The sequence below is a fragment of the Drancourtella sp. An12 genome (assembly GCF_002160935.1).
GTDB classification, from domain to species: Bacteria; Bacillota; Clostridia; order Lachnospirales; family Lachnospiraceae; genus Sellimonas; species Sellimonas catena.
On the sequence record NZ_NFLO01000013.1, the window covers coordinates 44,628 to 65,211 of the forward strand.

General features: G+C 42.9%; 28 protein-coding genes and 1 tRNA gene. 1 reads left to right on the forward strand and 28 read right to left on the reverse strand.

Annotated elements, in window-relative coordinates; translation table 11 throughout:
* Positions 1-13: 13 nt before the first annotated feature.
* The 20 genes from rplF to B5E64_RS11730 all read right to left on the reverse strand — a co-directional run bounded on the left by rplF (position 14) and on the right by B5E64_RS11730 (position 11,391).
* Positions 14-556 carry a 50S ribosomal protein L6 gene (gene rplF / locus B5E64_RS11635; protein ID WP_087168673.1) on the reverse strand — a complete coding sequence of 181 codons (543 nt, stop codon included), beginning with the start codon at positions 554-556 and terminating at the stop codon, positions 14-16.
* A 207-nt stretch (positions 557-763) separates the two neighbouring features.
* Positions 764-1,165, reverse strand: a complete 402-nt coding sequence (gene rpsH, locus B5E64_RS11640; protein ID WP_087168674.1) for a 30S ribosomal protein S8 — start codon at positions 1,163-1,165, stop codon at positions 764-766.
* A 143-nt stretch (positions 1,166-1,308) separates the two neighbouring features.
* On the reverse strand, positions 1,309-1,494 hold the full coding sequence (locus B5E64_RS11645) for a type Z 30S ribosomal protein S14 (RefSeq protein WP_024731865.1): 186 nt from the start codon (positions 1,492-1,494) through the stop codon (positions 1,309-1,311).
* Between the two features lie 15 nt (positions 1,495-1,509).
* Positions 1,510-2,049, reverse strand: coding sequence for a 50S ribosomal protein L5 (gene rplE, locus B5E64_RS11650; protein ID WP_087168675.1), 540 nt, complete (start codon positions 2,047-2,049; stop codon positions 1,510-1,512).
* A gap of 23 nt (positions 2,050-2,072) precedes the next feature.
* Complete coding sequence (rplX, locus tag B5E64_RS11655; protein ID WP_087168676.1) at positions 2,073-2,384, reverse strand: 50S ribosomal protein L24; 312 nt, start codon at positions 2,382-2,384, stop codon at positions 2,073-2,075.
* A 14-nt stretch (positions 2,385-2,398) separates the two neighbouring features.
* Positions 2,399-2,767, reverse strand: coding sequence for a 50S ribosomal protein L14 (gene rplN, locus B5E64_RS11660; protein ID WP_087168677.1), 369 nt, complete (start codon positions 2,765-2,767; stop codon positions 2,399-2,401).
* Between the two features lie 36 nt (positions 2,768-2,803).
* On the reverse strand, positions 2,804-3,058 hold the full coding sequence (gene rpsQ, locus B5E64_RS11665; protein ID WP_087168721.1) for a 30S ribosomal protein S17: 255 nt from the start codon (positions 3,056-3,058) through the stop codon (positions 2,804-2,806).
* Positions 3,059-3,071: 13 nt separating this feature from the next.
* Positions 3,072-3,278 (reverse strand): 50S ribosomal protein L29, encoded by a 207-nt coding sequence (gene rpmC, locus B5E64_RS11670; RefSeq protein ID WP_087168678.1) that lies wholly within the window; start codon positions 3,276-3,278, stop codon positions 3,072-3,074.
* A complete protein-coding gene (gene rplP, locus B5E64_RS11675) occupies positions 3,268-3,705 on the reverse strand; it encodes a 50S ribosomal protein L16 (protein ID WP_087168679.1) in 438 nt (145 codons plus the stop codon). The genes rpmC and rplP overlap by 11 nt, the downstream gene beginning before the upstream one ends.
* Positions 3,705-4,361, reverse strand: coding sequence for a 30S ribosomal protein S3 (gene rpsC, locus B5E64_RS11680; RefSeq protein ID WP_087168680.1), 657 nt, complete (start codon positions 4,359-4,361; stop codon positions 3,705-3,707). The genes rplP and rpsC overlap by 1 nt, the downstream gene beginning before the upstream one ends.
* Before the next feature lie 11 nt (positions 4,362-4,372).
* Positions 4,373-4,759, reverse strand: a complete 387-nt coding sequence (gene rplV, locus B5E64_RS11685; protein WP_048620766.1) for a 50S ribosomal protein L22 — start codon at positions 4,757-4,759, stop codon at positions 4,373-4,375.
* Between the two features lie 30 nt (positions 4,760-4,789).
* Positions 4,790-5,071: a 30S ribosomal protein S19 gene (rpsS, locus tag B5E64_RS11690; protein ID WP_024731856.1), complete on the reverse strand. Its 282-nt coding sequence runs from the start codon at positions 5,069-5,071 to the stop codon at positions 4,790-4,792.
* Between the two features lie 25 nt (positions 5,072-5,096).
* On the reverse strand, positions 5,097-5,939 hold the full coding sequence (gene rplB, locus B5E64_RS11695; protein ID WP_087168681.1) for a 50S ribosomal protein L2: 843 nt from the start codon (positions 5,937-5,939) through the stop codon (positions 5,097-5,099).
* A gap of 67 nt (positions 5,940-6,006) precedes the next feature.
* Positions 6,007-6,306 carry a 50S ribosomal protein L23 gene (gene rplW / locus B5E64_RS11700; RefSeq protein ID WP_087168682.1) on the reverse strand — a complete coding sequence of 100 codons (300 nt, stop codon included), beginning with the start codon at positions 6,304-6,306 and terminating at the stop codon, positions 6,007-6,009.
* The gene (gene rplD, locus B5E64_RS11705; protein ID WP_087168683.1) at positions 6,306-6,926 is read right to left on the reverse strand and encodes a 50S ribosomal protein L4; all 621 of its coding nucleotides are present in this window, start codon (positions 6,924-6,926) and stop codon (positions 6,306-6,308) included. Before rplD ends, rplW begins: the two co-directional genes overlap by 1 nt.
* Before the next feature lie 29 nt (positions 6,927-6,955).
* The gene (rplC, locus tag B5E64_RS11710; protein ID WP_087168684.1) at positions 6,956-7,636 is read right to left on the reverse strand and encodes a 50S ribosomal protein L3; all 681 of its coding nucleotides are present in this window, start codon (positions 7,634-7,636) and stop codon (positions 6,956-6,958) included.
* Between the two features lie 74 nt (positions 7,637-7,710).
* Positions 7,711-8,028, reverse strand: coding sequence for a 30S ribosomal protein S10 (rpsJ, locus tag B5E64_RS11715; RefSeq protein ID WP_024731851.1), 318 nt, complete (start codon positions 8,026-8,028; stop codon positions 7,711-7,713).
* 656 nt (positions 8,029-8,684) lie between these two features.
* The gene (locus B5E64_RS11720; protein ID WP_087168685.1) at positions 8,685-9,530 is read right to left on the reverse strand and encodes a hypothetical protein; all 846 of its coding nucleotides are present in this window, start codon (positions 9,528-9,530) and stop codon (positions 8,685-8,687) included.
* A gap of 119 nt (positions 9,531-9,649) precedes the next feature.
* A complete protein-coding gene (locus tag B5E64_RS11725; RefSeq protein ID WP_087168686.1) occupies positions 9,650-10,744 on the reverse strand; it encodes a hypothetical protein in 1,095 nt (364 codons plus the stop codon).
* 35 nt (positions 10,745-10,779) lie between these two features.
* On the reverse strand, positions 10,780-11,391 hold the full coding sequence (locus tag B5E64_RS11730) for an ABC transporter ATP-binding protein (RefSeq protein ID WP_162610183.1): 612 nt from the start codon (positions 11,389-11,391) through the stop codon (positions 10,780-10,782).
* 1,195 nt (positions 11,392-12,586) lie between these two features.
* Between B5E64_RS11730 and B5E64_RS11740 the strand changes: the two genes are divergently transcribed.
* Positions 12,587-13,105 carry a helix-turn-helix transcriptional regulator gene (locus B5E64_RS11740; RefSeq protein WP_087168689.1) on the forward strand — a complete coding sequence of 173 codons (519 nt, stop codon included), beginning with the start codon at positions 12,587-12,589 and terminating at the stop codon, positions 13,103-13,105.
* A gap of 291 nt (positions 13,106-13,396) precedes the next feature.
* Here the strand turns inward: B5E64_RS11740 and B5E64_RS11745 are convergent, their stop codons facing one another.
* From B5E64_RS11745 to B5E64_RS11780, 8 genes are all read right to left on the reverse strand, one after another.
* A complete protein-coding gene (locus B5E64_RS11745; protein WP_087168690.1) occupies positions 13,397-14,251 on the reverse strand; it encodes an Rpn family recombination-promoting nuclease/putative transposase in 855 nt (284 codons plus the stop codon).
* A gap of 113 nt (positions 14,252-14,364) precedes the next feature.
* Positions 14,365-14,829 (reverse strand): glycine/sarcosine/betaine reductase component B subunit, encoded by a 465-nt coding sequence (locus B5E64_RS11750; RefSeq protein WP_087168691.1) that lies wholly within the window; start codon positions 14,827-14,829, stop codon positions 14,365-14,367.
* Between the two features lie 27 nt (positions 14,830-14,856).
* A complete protein-coding gene (prdD, locus tag B5E64_RS11755) occupies positions 14,857-15,627 on the reverse strand; it encodes a proline reductase cluster protein PrdD (RefSeq protein ID WP_087168692.1) in 771 nt (256 codons plus the stop codon).
* A 128-nt stretch (positions 15,628-15,755) separates the two neighbouring features.
* On the reverse strand, positions 15,756-16,481 hold the full coding sequence (gene prdB / locus B5E64_RS11760) for a D-proline reductase (dithiol) protein PrdB (protein ID WP_087168693.1): 726 nt from the start codon (positions 16,479-16,481) through the stop codon (positions 15,756-15,758).
* The gene (locus tag B5E64_RS11765; RefSeq protein ID WP_171028009.1) at positions 16,478-16,774 is read right to left on the reverse strand and encodes a CBO2463/CBO2479 domain-containing protein; all 297 of its coding nucleotides are present in this window, start codon (positions 16,772-16,774) and stop codon (positions 16,478-16,480) included. Before B5E64_RS11765 ends, prdB begins: the two co-directional genes overlap by 4 nt.
* Positions 16,775-16,790: 16 nt before the next feature.
* A complete protein-coding gene (gene prdA / locus B5E64_RS11770) occupies positions 16,791-18,641 on the reverse strand; it encodes a D-proline reductase (dithiol) proprotein PrdA (RefSeq protein ID WP_087168694.1) in 1,851 nt (616 codons plus the stop codon).
* 107 nt (positions 18,642-18,748) lie between these two features.
* A complete protein-coding gene (gene prdC, locus B5E64_RS11775) occupies positions 18,749-20,077 on the reverse strand; it encodes a proline reductase-associated electron transfer protein PrdC (protein ID WP_087168695.1) in 1,329 nt (442 codons plus the stop codon).
* Between the two features lie 181 nt (positions 20,078-20,258).
* Positions 20,259-20,356 (reverse strand) — tRNA-Sec (locus B5E64_RS11780).
* Between the last annotated feature and the right edge of the window lie 228 nt (positions 20,357-20,584).

Sequence of the window (20,584 nt, forward strand, 5' to 3'; positions counted from 1 at the left end):
ACACTCTCCTTACTTATTTCTTACCAGTTTTACCAACTTTACGTCTGATAACTTCATCAGCATACTTGATACCTTTGCCCTTGTAAGGTTCCGGTCTTCTCTTGTCTCTGATTTCAGCTGCGTATTGGCCAACTTTTTCTTTGCTGATACCTTTAACAATGATTTTGTTCTGTCCTTCAAGTACAGTTTCAATTCCTTCCGGATCTTCCATCTCTACCGGATGAGAGTATCCAAGGCTTAATGTAAGTTTCTTTCCGGCTTTTGCCGCTCTGTAACCAACACCGTTTACTTCAAGAACTTTCTGGTATCCTTCAGTTACACCGATCACCATGTTGTTGATCAGCGTTCTTGTAAGACCATGTAAAGATTTCATTTTCTTTAAGTCGTTCGGTCTTGTAACCACGATTGTATTGTCTTCTTTTTTGATTTCCATTTCAACTGGAAGTTCTCTTACGAGAGTTCCTTTTGGACCTGTTACAGTCACTTTATTGTTCTCTGCAATTTCTACAGTTACTCCTTCCGGGATTGCAACCGGAAGTCTTCCGATACGTGACATAACGTATACCTCCTACACTTAAATTTTCGGAACGGACCTGATCCGCTCTGTTTTCAGTTTCATGGGGATCATATCCCTATATACATGCCTCGCTCCGTGCACCTAAGCTCAAACTTCGCCTGCGGCTCGTTTTCGCTAACGCTTGGGAGCAGCCTTCACACTAACCTCGCACTGCGCTTGCGCTTGTGCTCGCCAAGTGTTCAGTGCTTACCATACGAAGCAGAGTACTTCTCCGCCAACACCGAGTTTTCTTGCTTCTTTGTCTGTTACTACACCCTGGTTTGTGGAGATGATTGCTGTTCCAAGTCCACCAAGTACTTTCGGGAGCTCTTCCTTGCCTGCGTATACACGAAGACCCGGTTTAGAGATTCTCTTTAATCCTGTAATAACTTTTTCGTTCTTATCAGCGCCGTATTTTAATGTAATTCTGATTGTTTTGAAGCTTCCTTCATCAATCAGATCATATTTTGTAATATATCCTTCGTTTACAAGGATGTCTGCGATAGCGACTTTCATTTTGGAAGCCGGTACATCTACTGTATCATGTTTTGCAGTGTTTGCGTTACGAATTCTTGTAAGCATATCTGCGATTGGATCACTCATAGTCATTTTCAATTTCCTCCTTATGGAATGGTTCATTTTGTTTCCTGACTGCGGATATCCTTTTTCAAGGAGTTCTCCGGAACATGCCGGAGAGCAGCCTTTCGCCCCGCACATCCCGGTCAGGGATGAGCGTAAAGCAGTTAACGGGCCTACCAGCTTGCTTTCTTTACTCCCGGAATTTCTCCTTTGTAAGCTAATTCACGGAAGCAGATACGGCAAATACCATATTTTCTTAAATATGCATGCGGACGGCCGCAGATTTTACAGCGATTGTATTCTCTTGTGGAGAATTTCTGTTTGCGCTGCTGTTTGATTTTCATTGCTGTCTTTGCCATGATTTTCCTCCTTTACTACTTTGCGAATGGCATGTTGAACTGTTTCAGTAATTCACGAGCTTCTTCGTCTGTCTTTGCAGTTGTTACGAAGATTACGTCCATACCGCGAACTTTGTCAACCTTATCGTATTCGATTTCCGGGAAAATCAGCTGTTCTTTGATTCCAAGGGCATAATTTCCTCTTCCGTCAAATGCGTTCGGATTTACACCTCTGAAGTCACGTACACGAGGAAGTGCAAGGTTGATCAGACGATCAACGAACTCGTACATTTTTTCACCTCTTAATGTAACTTTACATCCGATCGGCATACCCTCTCTGATTTTGAAGTTAGCCACGGACTTTTTAGCCTTTGTTGTAACTGCTTTCTGACCTGTGATTGTCTCCATGTCAGCAATAGCAGATTCCAGAAGTTTGTGGTTTTCTTTAGCTTCACCTACGCCCATGTTGATAACAACTTTGTCGAGCTTCGGTACTTCCATAATGTTTTTATATCCAAATTTCTTGATCAGAGCGTCTACGATCTCGTTCTGATACTGTTCTTTTAATCTACTCAAAGCGCTGGACCTCCTTTCTCGAATTAATCAATCACTTCGCCTGTTGATTTAGCGTAACGTACTTTCTTGTCTCCGTCCATCTTGAAACCTACTCTTGTAGCTTTTCCCTTGTGAACGTACATTACGTTAGATGCATCAATAGGTCCTTCCTGATGGATGATGCCGCCTTCCTGATTAGAAGCACTTGGTTTTGTGTGCTTTGTCAGCATGTTGACACCCTCTACCAGAACTCTTCCGTTCTTTCTATCAACGGAAATTACTTTGCCTTCTTTGTCTTTATCTTTTCCAGCGATAACTTTAACAGTGTCGCCTTTTTTAATTTTCATAGTTGACATTCTCAGGTACCTCCTTATAATACTTCCGGAGCCAGAGATACGATCTTCATGAACTGTTTCTCACGAAGTTCTCTCGCAACTGGTCCAAAAATACGAGTTCCTCTTGGGTTCTTGTCGTCTCTGATAATAACAGCAGCATTTTCATCGAATTTGATGTAGGAACCATCTTTACGACGTGCGCCTTTTACTGTACGAACAACGACAGCCTTTACAACGTCACCTTTTTTAACAACGCCGCCTGGTGTTGCGTCTTTAACAGAAGCAACGATCACATCTCCGATATTTGCATATCTTCTTGTAGAACCGCCCATAACACGGATACAAAGTAATTCTTTAGCACCTGTGTTATCTGCTACTTTTAATCTGCTTTCTTGCTGAATCATGCAGGTAACCTCCTTATATTCTGCTCCATCGTGAAATTATTTCACTTTTTCCATTATTTCCACAAGTCTCCATCTCTTGTCCTTGGACAGCGGTCTTGTTTCCATAACTTTTACTTTATCTCCAATGTTGCATTCGTTGTTTTCGTCATGTGCTTTTAATTTGTAAGTTCTCTTCACGATTTTGTTGTAAAGCGGGTGTTTCACATGGTCTTCAACTGCAACTACGATTGTTTTGTCCATTTTGTCGCTGACAACCTTACCAACTCTTGTTTTTCTCAGGTTTCTTTCCACGTTCATTCCCTCCTTACTCAGCCTTTGCCATCTCAGTCATCACTGTCTGGATTCTGGCAATATTCTTTCTTACTTCTTTGATCCTGCTTGTATTTTCAAGCTGATTCGTTGCGTTCTGGAATCTCAGGTTGAAGAGTTCCTTTTTAGCAGCTACTAATTCTTCATTCAATTCTGAAACTGATTTTTTTCTTAAATCTTCTACAAATGCATTAATTTTCACTGTTATCACCGCCTTCTAAGTCTGCGCGAGAAACGATTTTACATTTACAAGGTAATTTGTGCATTGCAAGACGCAGCGCTTCACGTGCAACTTCTTCCGGTACTCCGGAAAGTTCGAACATAACACGTCCTGGTTTTACAACTGCTACCCAGTATTCAAGAGTACCTTTTCCGGAACCCATACGCGTTTCAGCTGGTTTCGTAGTTACAGGTTTATCTGGGAAAATCTTGATCCAGACTTTACCACCACGTTTGATATAACGAGTCATAGCAACACGGGCAGCTTCGATCTGGTTGGAACGGATCCAGCAAGGTTCCATTGCCACAAGACCATATTCACCGTTAGTAATCTTATTTCCGCGTAAAGCCTTACCTCTCATGGAGCCACGGAACTGTTTACGACGTTTTACTCTTTTTGGCATTAACATTATTTATCGCTCCCTTCCTGATTAGCCTTTGTTGGAAGAACTTCGCCTTTGTATACCCAGACTTTCACACCTACTTTTCCGTAAGTTGTGTCTGCCTCAGCGAATCCATAGTCAATGTCTGCACGAAGTGTCTGAAGCGGAATTGTTCCTTCGCTGTAGAACTCTGTACGAGCCATATCAGCTCCGCCAAGACGTCCGGAAACGGATGTTTTCACACCAAGCGCTCCTGCCTTCATTGTTCTGCTCATGCAGGACTTCATAGCACGTCTGAAAGAAATACGGTTTTCAAGCTGAAGTGCGATGTTTTCAGCAACGAGCTGAGCGTCTCTGTCCGGTTTCTTTACTTCTTTGATGTCAACGATAACTTTCTTGTCTGTCATCTTCTGAAGTTCTGCTTTTACTTTCTCGATTTCAGAACCGCCTTTACCGATTACCACACCCGGTTTTGCTGTGTAAACGATGATTTTTACACGGTCAGATGCTCTTTCGATCTCGATCTTTGCGATTCCGGCACTGTATAATTTATTCTTAAGAAATTTTCTGATTTTGTGGTCTTCAACCAGATTGTCGCCGAAGTCTTTTTCTGCATACCATCTGGAATCCCAGTCTTTGATGATACCGACTCTCAATCCGTGTGGATTAACCTTCTGTCCCATGATTGCCCTCCTTATCTTTCATCTAACACAAGTGTAATGTGGCTCATTCTCTTTTCGATTCTGTAAGCTCTACCCTGTGCTCTTGGTCTGATACGTTTCATTGTAGGTCCTTTGTTCGCATAGCATTCTGCGATGTAAAGGTTTTCTGGTGACATACCGTTATTGTTTTCAGCGTTTGCGATTGCTGATTCTAATAATTTCTTAATCAAGCTGGAAGCATATCTTGGGTTGTATGTTAAAATTCCAAGTGCTGTTGTTACATCCTTACCTCTGATGGCATCTAATACGAAGCATGCTTTCTGCACAGAGACTCTTGCGTAGGATAACTTAGCTGATGGTCTTGTGTCTTTGTTCGCATTTCTTTCTCTTTTAATCTGAGATCTATGTCCCTTAGCCATGGATGAACCCTCCTTTCGAATACACGTTTATTATCTTACTCTGGATTTCTTTTCGTCTTTTCCATGTCCTCTGTATGTTCTTGTTGCAACAAACTCTCCAAGTTTGTGTCCAACCATATCTTCTGTGATATATACCGGGACATGTTTTCTTCCGTCATGAACGGCGATTGTATGACCGATCATCATCGGGAAAATTGTAGAACGGCGGGACCATGTCTTGATAACAGACTTGTCTCCGGATTCGTTCATAGCTTCTACTTTTTTCAGTAAACTCGCATCTGCGAATGGTCCTTTTTTAAGTGAACGAGCCATTAGGTTTAACCTCCTTCAAAACTGTTTATTTGATAGCTTTTCCGTCACGTCTTCTTACGATCAGCTTATTAGACGCTTTGTTTTTCTTTCTTGTCTTAAGACCAAGTGCCGGTTTGCCCCAAGGTGTAGACGGGCCTGGACGTCCAATACCAGTCTTACCTTCACCACCACCGTGCGGATGGTCATTCGGGTTCATAACAGAACCACGAACTGTAGGTCTGATGCCCATATGGCGTTTACGTCCTGCTTTACCGATGTTGATCAGGTTGTGTTCGCCGTTTCCAACAACACCAACTGATGCACGGCATACAAGCGGTACCATTCTCATTTCGCCTGAAGGAAGACGAAGTGTAGCGTATTTTCCTTCTTTAGCCATTAACTGAGCGCTGTTACCAGCGGAACGAACGAGCTGTCCGCCTCTTCCTGGATAAAGCTCAATGTTGTGAATCTGTGTACCAACCGGGATTTCAGAGAGCGGCAGGCAGTTTCCTACTCTTACTTCCGCTTCCGGTCCATTCATAACTGTCATTCCGTCTGTCAGTCCCTGCGGTGCAAGGATGTAAGCTTTTTCGCCGTCTGCGTAGCAGATCAGAGCGATGTTGGCTGTTCTGTTCGGATCGTACTCGATACCGATTACCTTTGCCGGAATTCCATCTTTATTTCTCTTAAAATCGATAATTCTGTATTTTCTCTTAGCTCCGCCTCCGCGGTGTCTTACTGTAATTTTACCCTGAGCGTTACGGCCGGCTGTTTTGCTCTTGGATGCAAGCAGAGATTTCTCTGGAGTTGTCTTTGTGATCTCAGCAAAATCAGATCCGGTCATCTGTCTTCTGGAAGGTGTATATGGGCTGTATGTTTTAATTCCCATTACTGTATCTCCTTTCGTTATCTAATTATTGGTTTCACGGATTTGCACCGTTTATTTTCTCTATATCCTAGAGTCCCTGGAAGATTTCGATCTCTGCGCTTTCTTCTGTAAGAGCTACGATCGCTTTCTTCGTCTTAGCAGTTTTTCCGTATGTCATGCCACGGCGTTTTGTCTTTCCGTCCTGGTTCATTGTATTAACACTCTTTACTTTTGTTCCAGCGAACATTTTTTCAACTGCTTCTTTGATCTGAGTCTTGTTAGCTTCCGGATGAACAAGGAATGTGTATTTCTTGTCAGCCATAAGCCCCATGCTTTTTTCTGTAATCACCGGTTTCAGGATTACGTCATAATACTGAATGTTTGCCATTATGCGTACACCTCCTCGATTGCCTCTACAGCTGCTTTTGTAGCAATCACTGTATTGTATTTCAGGATATCATACACATTGATTGTATTAGTGCGTGCAGTCTTAACATCGGCAATGTTTCTTGCAGAAAGCTCAGCCTTTGTGTTGCCGTCTTCTAATACCACTAATGCTTTGGATACGTTTAAGTTGCTTAATACATTCTGGAATTTCTTTGTTTTGATTTCATCGAAATTCATTTCATCTACTACGATGAACTTGTTCTCTTCTACTCTGGATGTCAGAGCGGATTTCAGAGCTGCTCTCTTTTCTTTCTTGTTTAATTTGAAAGAGTAGTCTCTCGGTGTCGGAGCAAATACCACTCCACCGCCTGTCCACTGCGGAGCTCTTGTTGATCCCTGTCTTGCATGACCTGTTCCTTTCTGTCTCCACGGTTTTCTTCCGCCGCCGGATACTTCAGAACGAGTCTTTGCTTTCTGTGTTCCCTGACGTTTATTTGCAAGCTGCTGTACAACTGCCATGTGCACAAGGTGTTCGTTAACTTCAACACCGAAAATAGCATCATTTAAGTCAATCGTACCAACTTCTTTACCTTCGATATTGTAAACAGCTACGTTTGCCATTACTATGTTCCTCCTTTCCTCTCAAAAACCTAAATACTCTTTACTGTTTCTTTGATTGTTACTAAAGATTTTTTAGGTCCTGGCACGGAACCTTTTACTAAGAGCAGATTGTTTTCCGCATCAACTCTTACTACTTCAAGATTCTGAATTGTGATCTTCTTGCTTCCCATGTGTCCCGGCATTTTCTTTCCTTTGAATACCTTGCTCGGATCGGAAGCCGCACCGTTGGAACCTGCGTGACGGTGGAATTTGGAACCGTGTGTCATAGGTCCTCTGTGCTGATTATGTCTCTTGATTGCACCCTGGAATCCTTTACCTTTGGAGATTGCTGTTGCATCTACCTTATCTCCTACCGCGAAGATATCAGCTTTGATTTCCTGTGCAAGTGCATATTCTTCTGCATTGTCAAATTTGAATTCTTTTACGAATCTCTTTCCGGATACTCCAGCTTTGTCGAAGTGTCCTTTCTCAGCTTTTGTCACACCATTTCTGTGGACAATTTCTTTCTTGCCGCTCTTGTCTACATTGACAATCTTTTCTTTCTTGTCAACGAATCCAACCTGAACAGCCTTGTAACCATCGTTCTCAACTGTCTTGATCTGTGTTACAACACAAGGACCAGCCTGAAGAACAGTTACCGGAGTTAATACTCCATCTTCGTTGAAGATTTGAGTCATTCCGACTTTTGTTGCTAAAATAGCTTTCTTCATTATGTTTACCTCCTGTGATTTACAGCGGAACGGACATGCATCCGTTCATCCTAAATTTTAGGAATACTGCTTTCTTATTTTTGTTTCATTTTGATATCGATGTACACACCTGCCGGCATTTCCAGTCTGGATAATGCATCAACTGTCTTCTGTGTTGGTGTGATGATATCAATCAGTCTTTTATGAGTTCTCTGCTCGAACTGCTCTCTGGAATCTTTGTATTTGTGAACAGCTCTCAGGATTGTAACTACTTCCTTCTTTGTCGGAAGCGGTACCGGTCCGCTCACCTTTGCTCCATTTTTCTTTACAGTTTCGATAATTTTCTTGGCAGATGCATCAACCAGCTGATGATCATATGCCTTCAGTGTGATTCTCATTACTTGACTTGCCATAAAAAAAGTCGCCTCCTTTTCGTACTTTCAAACTCAGTACGACAAGCGGTGACTGTACACTCTCCCGTGCGTGTCCACATCGACTCACACGTTGTTACCATGTTTCAATGGATGTTATTGATTCGTACAGTGACTTGTCGCCAGTTTCCTAACTTGACATTCGCTCCGCGGAAAAACCTGCCATTTCCAGGCAGCAACCTCACGTTTCATCGCTATCATGTCACAGCTTTTTCAGTATATATGAAACAATATAAATTTGCAAGCCCTTTTTACATTTTTTTGTATTTTTTTTGATACACGCAGCCCGGAACTGAAGCGCGTCTGTGCGACGAGCGCGCATGCGGGCGGCGGTTCGGCGCGAACAGCAACAATACTTTTTTTACTTTTTTCCGTTAAACTCTTGACAGTTTCCTTTTGTTCATGGTATAGTGATAGCGTGTTAGTACATTAAAGTACTAAACGATTACATTGTAGTGTCCCTGATATTCCCCCAAAGTATCAGCGACGTCTCCAATTCTTATATACATCCTCTATTTAAGAGATTCCCCAGTTTTGTATATGTAGAAACTACAATGTAATCAGGAAAACCTCTCAATGACATACCAAAATGAAAGGGCGGATGCGATCGCGTATCCGCCTTTTCATTTTCTTCTATATTATGCAGGTAACTCTTTCCCCGCAAACCGGGTGTACTTTTCCAACAGTTCCGCGGCCCCCATCGCTGCGATCTCCCGGAGATCATTCTCTTTCATCATCCATCTCACGAACCGGCATCCCAGATAATAGCCTACATCCGAATAGCCGCAGAAATCGCACCAGTCTCCAAAGAAATCCTGCGTACTTTCCTCCTGCTCCAGGCGTCTCCCGTATTCCTCCTTAATCATCGGCTCCTGCTCCTGACACCATGCAAGCCATCCATTCTCATCCTGATGGTAATACCTCTCATCTTTGCTTAAGATCTGCTCGCATACCATGGCAATTCCCTCCTGCCAGAGCTGGAGCATCGACTGCCTGCTCTGTGTATGCGCCGGGAACTCCAGGTTCCCGTATATCTCATGCCAGATATGTCCGATCTCATGGTACAAAAGTGCCTTCAGCTTCTCCTCGCTGTCCCAGTTCAGTTCCAGAACCTTTTCCACGCCCAGCAGAACGACCTTCTTCCCTCCAAGGAACGTCACCCGTCCCGCCGCATTGCAAAGTCCCAGATATAAAACAACCGTCACTTCACATTCCTTGTCAAACAGGACCGGAAGGCGCTCCTGAAGCTCCGCCACAACATGCTCAAACCTGCTGCCAAGATGCCGGATCCGCTCTGGTTCCCCCAGTACTGTCTCAATTACCGGGAGGACATCCTTTTCAAACTCATACTTTGCCGTATCTTCTTCACAGAGTTTAGGAAGTTCCGGATGGATTGCTCCTGCATAGTCCCGCCATCTTTGCTTGTCAAAATGAGAATCCGGAAATGTTGAAAGAATCTCCGGAACAGTATTGACTGTTTTCATATGCTCCGCCTCCTGTCTTTCATCAAACAGAACGATCTGTTTCTTCTATTATAATATAGTAAACGGACAGGTGAGGGAGTGCAAGTGGTTTCCGTTTATTGCCGGTTCAATAATTCCACTTAATCAAGGACAAATTCTTTCACATATCCCATTTTCTCAAACGAATTCTGATCCGTCCGGAAATATTTCCGTTCCACCGTACCGTCATTATGATTGATTTCAACTACATAGACCTGCTCTGCTTTCAGTTTCATCGGGAATGATTCCTGATCCCACATTTCGCCGCTAAGTGGAGCTTCTTTGAAATCCTGATACGCTCCTTTCAGTCTCCAGCATTTCATAGAATGCCATCCATCCTGGTCACTGAAAACACTGTTCTCGCCGAAATAATCTGCCTTATAGTTCTTTCCATCTACTTCTATCGTTTCTGTTTTCAAAGGTTCTGTTATCCAGGCATATTCTTCCAGACTTTCTGTATGAAGTTTGTCTCCATATTTTTCATACAGCTGATTAGCCATACACGGGACTGTTCCGGTCACATAATCCATTGCATCGATATCTGTATGGGCACCTCCATAAATTCCCATAATCGGAATATCTCCCAATGTTTCATATGCCTCAACAAAATTCTCTACCATCTTATTTTCCCGGTATGGAGCATCCTCAGAATGATCATAATAGTATTTTCCCTGTTCCATATTTTCCTGAGTTTTTTGATAATCCTCGGAGTCTTTTTGTCCATGCTCTTCCAGATAATCGAGATACCACTGCCCCGATGTCTTATAATCATGCCCAATATCTGTACCGTGTAAAATTGTTTCCGGATAGTCCCTCTTCAGTTTTTTCCAAAAATTCTGATACTCCGAAGTGCCCCCTGCCGTTCCCTGGACATTTTGAAAAAACATGTCAAAAATATCATCATCATCTGATTGCATCCAGATGTTCATTATTTGTGCATCAAAATACGGCAATTCAACAAACAGATCCCTCATCCCCTTATCATAGTACCCTCCCCACAATTCCAGTTCTTTCTTCATGATATTTGTATTGGCATGCATTTCGCCATACAGGTAGATACCATCTGGTTTTGTGATTTCTTCCGTCTTTTTATCCTCTTGCTGTCCGCAGCCTCCTAAACCAATCACAAAACTAACAACTACGATGCAAATGGTTAATAAAACAAAAATACTTCTTTTATTATACGACTGTTCCATTCATTTTTCCTCCCGAACCCATTTAGCAATCTATTTCAATTCATATTAATGATTTGATCTGCAATCGAGCATGCATCTATATCATGACTTACAAAAATGATAATTTTCTCCCGTTTTAACCCATATAAAAGTTTAAACAGTTCTTGTTTACTTTCTTGATCTAGCGCAGAAGTAGGCTCATCCAATATCAAAACCTCGCTTTCTTTCGCTAATGCTCTTAGTAGTCCTATTTTTTGCTTCTCTCCACCAGATACGCCATTTCCTTTATAGACTACATTTTCATTATCTTTCTTTAAAAATACGTTCTGCGACTGATATTTGCAATGAAATGGTGTTAAATAGATGTTTTCTTCAATATTTCCATCAATCAGTTGTGGGAATTGTTCTAATATAGATATTCTTTGTAATCGTATTTTTTTCATATCCAAACTTTCTATATCAATATGATTGTAATATATCTTTCCTTCATACTCTCCAATAAACATCCCAGTTATCAAATCTAAAAGCGTTGTTTTCCCGCTTCCGTTTTCTCCTTGCAAGCAATAAATTTGACCTTTTTTAAAATCATAATTAAAGTCTTGAATAATTATTTCATTATTCCTAACGAAACAAAGATGCTCACAAGAAATTTCTGTAATATTTTTCAAAAATATAGTACCATTTCTTACGCCTTAAAAATGAATAATGCAAAGATGGCAGTTCCCGCTACAACTAGGAGCCTTATCGCACCCAATACCTGGACCTTCACCTGGTGTTGATCTTGGCTTAATTACCCATTCCATATTCAATACCTCCTCGTTTAATTACTTTTCCACTCTTCAAATTATCGATAATTTCAAATGGCATTTTAATCATACTCCTTATATTGTAAAATTTATAGCAATCACTCTTTGCATCTCCATTTTTATCATTTAGCAAGAAACACTTACTCCATTGCAAGTTATTTTTTCTCCAATAAATTATGGCAATCTCTTCATTTTCTCACAAAAAATATGCTATAATATCTACATAAAAATTTACTCCAATATAAAAGAGGAACTCATTATGTATTCAAAAGAAAAGAAAAAATGGAGCGCTTTTTTTATAATTAGTCTATTTTTTTCAACTGTACTTTATATATTTTACAACTATCATATTTTAGCATCGCCCGCTCCATACGGACTTAGCTTTATCTTGAATCATTGGTGGATTATTTATCTTATTGAATTTTTACTTCCTATCATTTTGATTCATAGTTTCTTTCACGAACCACTATCTCGTTACGGAGTACACCTGAAACAATTGCCTATCCAGCTGTTAATTTCCGTTTTCTTGTGCCTCCTCTATTTTATACTGTGCCATCCATACAATTTTACAGACCTTTTGGGGATTGCTTTTTCACATGCACAGATACATATAAAAAGAGATTTTTGTTTATCCCATTTACCAAATGCAGGGTTCTTTCTTGCAATGCTCGGTCAAAATACATTAATACATGGATTTTATCTAACTTTTTTTCAAGACATTTTCCATTATAAAATTATCGCAATATTATTGACCAGCTTTTTATTTATATTTTCTTTTTATAGTTCTTTGCAGACTATTTATGAAATACTGTTTACCTTTTTTTATGCGTTTTTATATGCTTGCATCAGAATTCTTGTTCCGAATAAATGCACAATCTTCACATTAACATTTTCTGACTATTTGTATAGTTTTCTTTTATCTCTCCTTTAAGTGGAGAACAGATTATTATAAATATTCATTTACCAGACCTTAGAACTATTGTACATTTTTTTGTATTGTGTTAATATATTATCAGTTTCATGCAATATTTTCTTTCAAAGGGAGGAGTGAATCTTTATGCAGATCGGAAGCTATTTAAAGAATCATCGCAAAAGCCGGCATTTCACGCAAGAGCAAGTGGCAAATGAATTGCATATCAGCCGCCAGGCCATTTCCGCCTGGGAGAATAATGCATCCTTCCCGGATCTGGAAAATCTTGTCCTCCTGAGTCAGCTTTATCAGACGAGCGTTGACAGTCTGATCGGCAATGTTACACCAGAGAATACACTCGATATACAAGAGCAAGCGGCAGATCTCCAAGAAGTACTACCCTCTGCCGAGCCGGCCGTTACAGAGGCAACTTCCGGCGAAACTCTTGTTTCCAGTGCAGAAGATGCAGTAAATTCCAAATTGGAGAACATTTTTCTCATCGTGCTCGCCATTGCCGCATTTGAGCTTCCTTTTTTGGGCGTTTTTCTTTTGATCTATGTTATTAAAACAGTAAAATCCCGCCCATACTTTAAAGGAATTGTCCTTTTCATCTGTGTGGCATGTATCATTCACGATTTGATTTATTACGCCCAGTTTTTCTCATAAATCGATGGCAGAAAAATAAACCCGAAACAGATCTGTCTGATCCCGTTTCGGGTTTTTCATATCCCATTCTTCTCCTCTTAAAGAACAGTAGTTATCCGCTTCTAAGATCAAGCCAAAAAGAAAAAAACACATTTGATAATAGAATTCCTCTGCTTTTCATTGAAATTCTGTCGAAATGACAGCGATTGATGTGTACCATAGACAGTAATACAGATACAACAAAACATCCGTTTCTGTCATATCTGTATCCTATAATCAGCTTTTATAATAATTTAAATAGACCGATGCATCTTACTCTTTGATTTTCTGCTCAAATTCCTCAACGGAACCGCATTCCAGAGCTATTTGGAACCATTGATCCAGCATTCCCGAATTAGTTTCCTTAGTAATTCTTTCATTGAGTGATTCCGGGACTTTTCCGTACGCCGAAAGCACCTTTAAGACAAATTCAGCTTTACCTTCGACTCTTCCCCGGCTTCTTTCATCTCTCAGCATTTCTTCCAGCACCATGAATCTTTCCTCCATTTCCCGGCTCTGCTTCACATACGAAATAAACTCCTGAAGCTTCTGGACATAGGGATCTCCAAAATCCTGTTGGCTCTCCTTTAGTCCTGCTCTGACAAATCTCAGAAATGTTACCAGTTTGCCCGGAACTTCTGAGTCATTCTTCCCGCGGGTATTCAGAAATAAAATCTTCCGTCCGTCTTCCAACGATGCTTCCTCTGTTTCCTGACAGACCGACTGAAAGGTATAGCGGTATTTTCCTGCTTCAAAAGGATCGAAATCGCACAAAAAGATCACATAGGTATTGGGAAGTTCCGTGTAGTCCTCCCCGCTCATCAGAAGTTCCATATCCATCTGGCTCTGATAATAGCGGCTCCTTTTTCCTAAAACCGGCTTTTTCTCTGCCTGCATCTCAATATTGTAGTGTGTATGCTCCTCATCTCTGGCATAAACATCCAGGCGGACGCCCTTATATTCCGGATGGTAAACGATGCTCTTTTCCTTACTGACCTTAACCTGGTCGATCTCAATTTCCAGCACCATTTCCAGAAATTCCTTACAATTTTCTTCGTTTACCATAACGGCGCCAAAGAGAAAGTTATCCTTGATTGTCAGTTCCTGTAGTGTTTTTCTTTTTTTCATATGAATCCTCCATGCGCAGAGGAATCCTATGCCTTTATTATACGACGAAAGCAGGAAGAATTCCACCCGCAATCTCCCTGCTTTCCTGTATTTTTCAACACATTTTCAATTTTCTATCGTTTTCGCATTTTCAGTTTCAGCATTGCCGTTGCTTTTCGTGCATCCATGGTGTCTACCGCATTTTCGCCGACCACGTCGGTCTCTACGCCCTTTGGATTTTTATTCATATCAACAATCGTATCCATATACGGATTGGTCACCACGAACTGTCCGGCCGTTCCGGAAAAGTGGATTCCCACCACCGGAATGTCGCGTTTTCCGAGCTGTTCGATTGTATTGGCATAATCGACATCGCTGTTTCCCCATCCGTCTGCAGAGATGATCACGCCGTCCGCGCGCATTCCTTCCGCCAAGACTGCCGCCCTGGTTCCCACCAGCACTTTGTCCTGCTGATCCTGTGGTGTCCCCACGATAAGGATTCCCATCAGATCCAGATCCTCATCGGCTGACACTACATCCAGAAGCGGATCGCGGAAGTTGTGAAGTGTTGTTTCTTTTGTTGAAGGTCCGATTCCCATTCTCTGTCACCCCTTTTCGTTCTTTTTCTACTGCATGGACCGCAGAATTCCGTCACGGTATTCGTTTGGTGTTACTAGAACCGGCATATTTCCCATATCGATGATGGAGCGGCCTCCTTCCACGCCTGATGGTTCTTTTGCGAAGAGATGCATGTCATACATAGCTCCCTGCCCGGCCACCTGTTTGATAATGAGTACTTTTTTCTTTCCCGGACGTACCACATCGTAATATTCGTGACGTTCTGTGCAGCGGTCCCCATGAAATTTCTTCAGCTGTTCCCGGAGTTCCTGGACAAATTCATCACATGCGCTGTGTGCCGCCGTTACCCCTGCCCGGATCTGACCCATTCCTTCCTGAAGCGTCACATCAAAGGCAATCATGATATCTCCTTCTCCTGGCGTCCCGGCTCTTCCGTAACAGATCTGCTCCTTCAGGTTTCCTTCCGAGGATCCGAATTCATGTGTCTGCTTTCCTACAGTATCCACGCCTGTCAGGATCACATAGACACCTGTCAGCGTATGAGTAATTCCTTCCCCGATATTTCCAAGTACTTTCGCTGAAATCGGGATAATGTCCATAATCGTATTGGTATACTGATCACGTTCTTCCGGTTTGATAATCCGGAAAGAAATATCTGATATATAGTCTTCTTTTCCACGTTTGTAGCGGTCTGCGCTCTCTTTATCCACAGTCAGCACGCCGCTTTCCTCCACCTTGTTCTCCTCGCCCCACATAGCTTCCCGTATGTGGTAGGCTTTAATCACAAGCCGGCGGAGCTGTTTTGTCTCTTCTCCCATGGCATTTGATTCCTTTCCTGTTGATCCTTTTTTATCATAACACACTTTGCACTTTCAGAAAATGATATTTGATTTTCAAATGAAAATAGGGATCTGTACACTCTGTACAGATCCCATAATGATTTGCATCAAACTTTTGCAATGTATTCAAATGGAAGCGGAACTACCTTTCCTGGAGTATCGATTGCAACGAGCTGCTCCAGAGTTGCTTTTACAATCTCTGTCTGCATTTCTACGTTGTTCGGTTCTCCGGCATTTGCTCCCATTGGTACGAGCGGTGCTACCGCACGTGGTGTACCTGTCTGACGAACAACAGGTGGAAGGGCTGCGATGATAATTGTAGGAATACCAGCCTCTTCAATCGCTCTCTGCACCAGTACTGCAGAGCGGTGGCAGGTACCTCATCCAGCTGTGAGGATGACTGCGTCGACATCCTCTTCTTTAAACATCTGTGCGATGGCCGGACCAGTTTCATGTTTGAATTTCTCCTGATTTCCACCGCCGCCCATGAATCCTGCGTGTACCGGAGCACATGCTCTGATAAATCCTTCTTTTGCAAGTTCATGGATTCTGTCGATCGGGAACATACAGTTGATGTCTTTGTTTACATCACCGTTATCATATCCACCATGTGAAACCATCAGTTCACTGGATGGAGTTGTATTTTCAATCTTTCTCCATGTGAAGTCTCCGGCAAGATTAAATCTTTCCTGGCTTTTCTTATGGACACCTGCTGCAGTAGCAAGAGCAATAGACATATCTTTAATCTCTTTTGTTACTGGAGTCCATACTGCCGGCGGAGTAATCGGAACATAAATTTCAGATTGTAAACCTTTCACAACCGTTAAGCTCATTTTGAAACCTCCTCATGATTTTCATTCAATTCGCGCATCTCTTTCTGACGCCTCTTGTAGATATCAAGGTTGCTGACGTACTTCTCATTGATCTCCGGCCCCATCTGCTCTACGAAGCTCATGTTCCATGCCACTTCCTGTCCGACTTTGACCGGATAATCTGTGATCAGCATCCGCATCGGAATCTTCAGATAGCCGAGCCTTCCTTTCAGGTCAACTCCTACGCATCCGTCATGTACCTCGACGATGACGCCTTCCATTCTTATGATTTTATCTCCATATTTCAGTTCCATACGTCATTACCATCTATTAATCGTATTTTTCTTTTCTCTTCTGGCTCATCGGGAGAGACTGCTCATTTGCAACGAGATCAATCTTTGTTCCTGTTGCCTTTTCGATCATCTCGATGTTGTTTGCCTTGACATTCGGATTCCATTTCTTTTCTGCCGGTTTTACTTCCTCGCCTGCCATTGCTGCTTTCAGCATTGCGATTGCACGTACTGCTTCTTCTTTACACAGTGTGTTGCATGCAAGAACTTCATTTTCGATACCGGATTCAGATTTATTGTTGTCAACCATGTTTGTCATATACGGATTTCCAACAACGAGTGCACCCTGTACAGCACAGAAAGATAATCCAACTACCGGGATTCCTCTCTTTCCGATCTGCTCATGATGACTTGCAAAATCAATGTGGTTATTTCCAAAGCCTTCTGTTGTGATAAATGCACCGTCAACATCCAGAGCTTCTACTGTCTGTCCGACACGTTTGGATACATAGAACTTCTCTGCGTTGATCTGCGGGCTTCCTACGAAAAGAACGCCGCAGAGGTCAAGCTCTTCGTCATGGAGTGCTTCCAGTACGAGAGGCTCTCTCCAGTAGTGTCTGGACATCTCTTTGGATGCAGGTCCGATACATGTCAGTGCATGGATACATCCATCAAGCACTTCCAGCGGAGATGTCATAACCGGAACGTTTCCAAGGTCTACATTTGGTTTCGCTCCAAGTACTCCTACCGGCTCCATTGGAAGGATCAGGTTATCATGCATAGCGCCCTGTCCCATGATCTCTTTTACGATGACTACTTTTTTCTTTCCAGGATGTCTGAGATGTTCAAACTCCTCTGTATCAACAACAAGTGAGTCGTCCAGTTTCTTAAGGGCTTCACGGATCTCCTGTGTGATCACGTCTGTCGCTGTATGTGCAGCGAGCGGGCCCGGACGCTCCATGTTTGTTCCTTCTTTGATGATCACTTCTGTCTTGATGAAGATCTCACCCTTATCCGGTGCTCCCGGACGTCCCCACATGATGTTCTCATCCAGGTATCCTTCGGAAGAACCGAACTCACCGATCTGAACGCCGTTTGCATCTGTACCTGTTACCATCATAACAACGCCGTCAAGTACACGTGTTACACCATTTCCGATTTCAGCTTCGCCTTCTTTTGTGGCAATCGGCTGTACGTCCATGATTGTGTTGGAGTATGTGTGGTACATCTCCGGTGTGATAATATCAATCTTTAAGCTGTTTACCAGTTCCTGGCCTGCAGCTGCTTCTTCTTCGATTCCTTCACGGATGTAAAGCACTGTTCCGTCGATCTTTGTCTCCGGTCCTCTCTTTACTTCAGTGATTTTGAAATGCTTTCTTGTGAGTGTTCCCATCACTCTTGCTTCTTTTTCTTCTGCTGCCGGTGCCGCTGCTACTGCCACCGGAGCCGGTGCTGCTGCTACTGCAGAGCCTCCCATGATGCCAACCGGGATTTCCAGATTGATATCTTTTCCTTCTCCGATATGGAGTTTAAATACTCCACCCGGTACTGCTGCCGGTGCCGGAGCCGACACTTCCGGCTGAACTGCCGGTGCTTCTTCTTCAGCTGTTTCTTCTTTTACCGGTTCTTCCGCAGAAGCTTCTTTGTATCCTTCTACGACATCCGGTGTAAGTGCTGTAAGTGAATCACATGTTTTTTTCAGTTTTGCACCAAGAACCTGTTCAATCGTAAGGACGCCTTCCAGATTCAGAAGTCCTGAATCTACCAGATCATCAAAGATCGCCGGATCCTCAAGATTTGCAGCTTCGATTGTGATGCCCTCTTCCGCCCTGCAGCAAAGCACGGCCGGATCTTTTGCATGAGCTTTCGCTGTTTCAGCTGTAATTGACATGTTTCATTCCCTCCTTGATTTTCTCCTTCGGCTCTTCGCCGTTTTCTATATACAACCACACCGCATGGTGACGCAGAATGTGATGTACTTTTATGCCATACCTTTTCTTACTTTCCTTCCGGAAGCTGTTCCACCTGTTTGGAAACTCTCAGATATCTGTATAATGGATGTCCGATTGTTCTCATGACATGGTCTGTCTGGTGGAATACTTTCAGTTTCATCTTAGGCGCAGATCCCATAACTGTATTGGAACAGTCGGAGCAGTTACCGATGATGATGTATTCACATCCGTCTTTTTTAAACTGGATGTTATTCTTCGCCTGTCCCGGGCAGTTACCCGGTCTTTCACACTTAAGCGGTGCGCCCGGCTTGTTCTCAACAGCCTGTTTACATCTTGCCACGGATGCTACAACACCGTTCATCTTTGCGCAGATATCTCTCATACGTGCTTCACTTCCGCCGCATGCGCAGACAAGAAGTCCGACTTTCGCACCATGAAGGTTCGGGAAGTCGATCGTCACGATGATACCGCCTGTTGTCTTTGTTACAGGAGCATCAAGATCTGTCGGGTTCCCTGTGAAAGGTCCGCCCATAATGATCTCGCCGTAAACGCCGTCGATGCCGCCTGCACGCTCGATCATCTCTCCAACGCTTGTCCCTACCGGAACATTCATGAAGACGTGCGGCTCGTTTCCGCCGTTAAGCTTGCCGATTACTGTCATGTTCTTGACGAAGCACGGCTTTCTCTCCTCGATAGCTTCTGCCACTCTGGAGATTGTCTCTACATTGACTACTACCGCATTGGCTGCGGATGGAAGCTGTGTCGTCTCAAGCTCGATTCCAAGACACTCTCTGACAACCGCTCTTTCCTCTCCCATCGGGTAGATATCCGGAAGAAGGTGGATCGTCATGGCTTCTTCATCTTTAATCGCAGTCCGAAGTGTCTCTACTGCTTTTTCATTTTTCTTCTTGATTGCAAAAATCGCTTTGTCAGCGCCTGCGATATCCATACAATATTTCACGCCGCGTACGATCTTGTCGCTCTCGGCCTCGATCTGTCTGATATTATGGTATAGACCAGGCTCACACTCAGCTGCATTGATGAGAATATAGCCATGATCCAGATGCGCATCCAGCTTGATTCCTGTCGGGAATCCTGCTCCGCCCATGCCGACTACTCCGGCTTCTTTCACCATCTCAAGCGGTGTGCCCTCGGAAATCTTTTCGTACTCATCCGGCTGTTCTTCATCCGGCCTGATCACGATGCGATCTTCCTTTACTTCTTCTACCACACCGTAAACACTGGAGAAGATGTTCGCTCCAAGTCCGGTCGGTTTTGCTACAAGTGTACCCTTTTTTACCACATCTCCGGCTTTTACAACCGGTTCACATGGCGCTCCTACGTGCTGACGCAGTAAAAGTTGAATGTTTCCCATAACAACATGCTCCTTTTCTTTATATTTTATACGGGATATAAGCTCGGTCTCCAATATACGATCTGTCTCCCGTCGTGATCCACAGCAATGTTTGTTTATTGATGATTTCTATAAGATGCTCAGCGCGGTCATTTCCCGGCTGATATCTGAAGCCCGCATATTTACAGGCCTGTTTTCTTTCTGGCGGAGGCATGTGGGAATCGAACCCACCCAGGACGCTCCTAACGCCCTACACTGGTTTTGAAGACCAGGAAGCACACCAGTTACTCATCTACCTCCATGTTATGCTTTTTCGCATAGACAATTTACCACACTTGACGGCAAATTTCAACAGAAAAATAATTAAATTTTTGTCAATTGTATTTTAGCAAATAGCCGTTGACTTTTCAAGGCTTTTCAGTCATAATTGTAATAACTTACTAGACGCCGTACTAGAATGCGGTCTACTATATGGCACCTGCCGCTTCCGGCTTATGCCGCCGGTATTTTTTTTCTGCATACCGTACA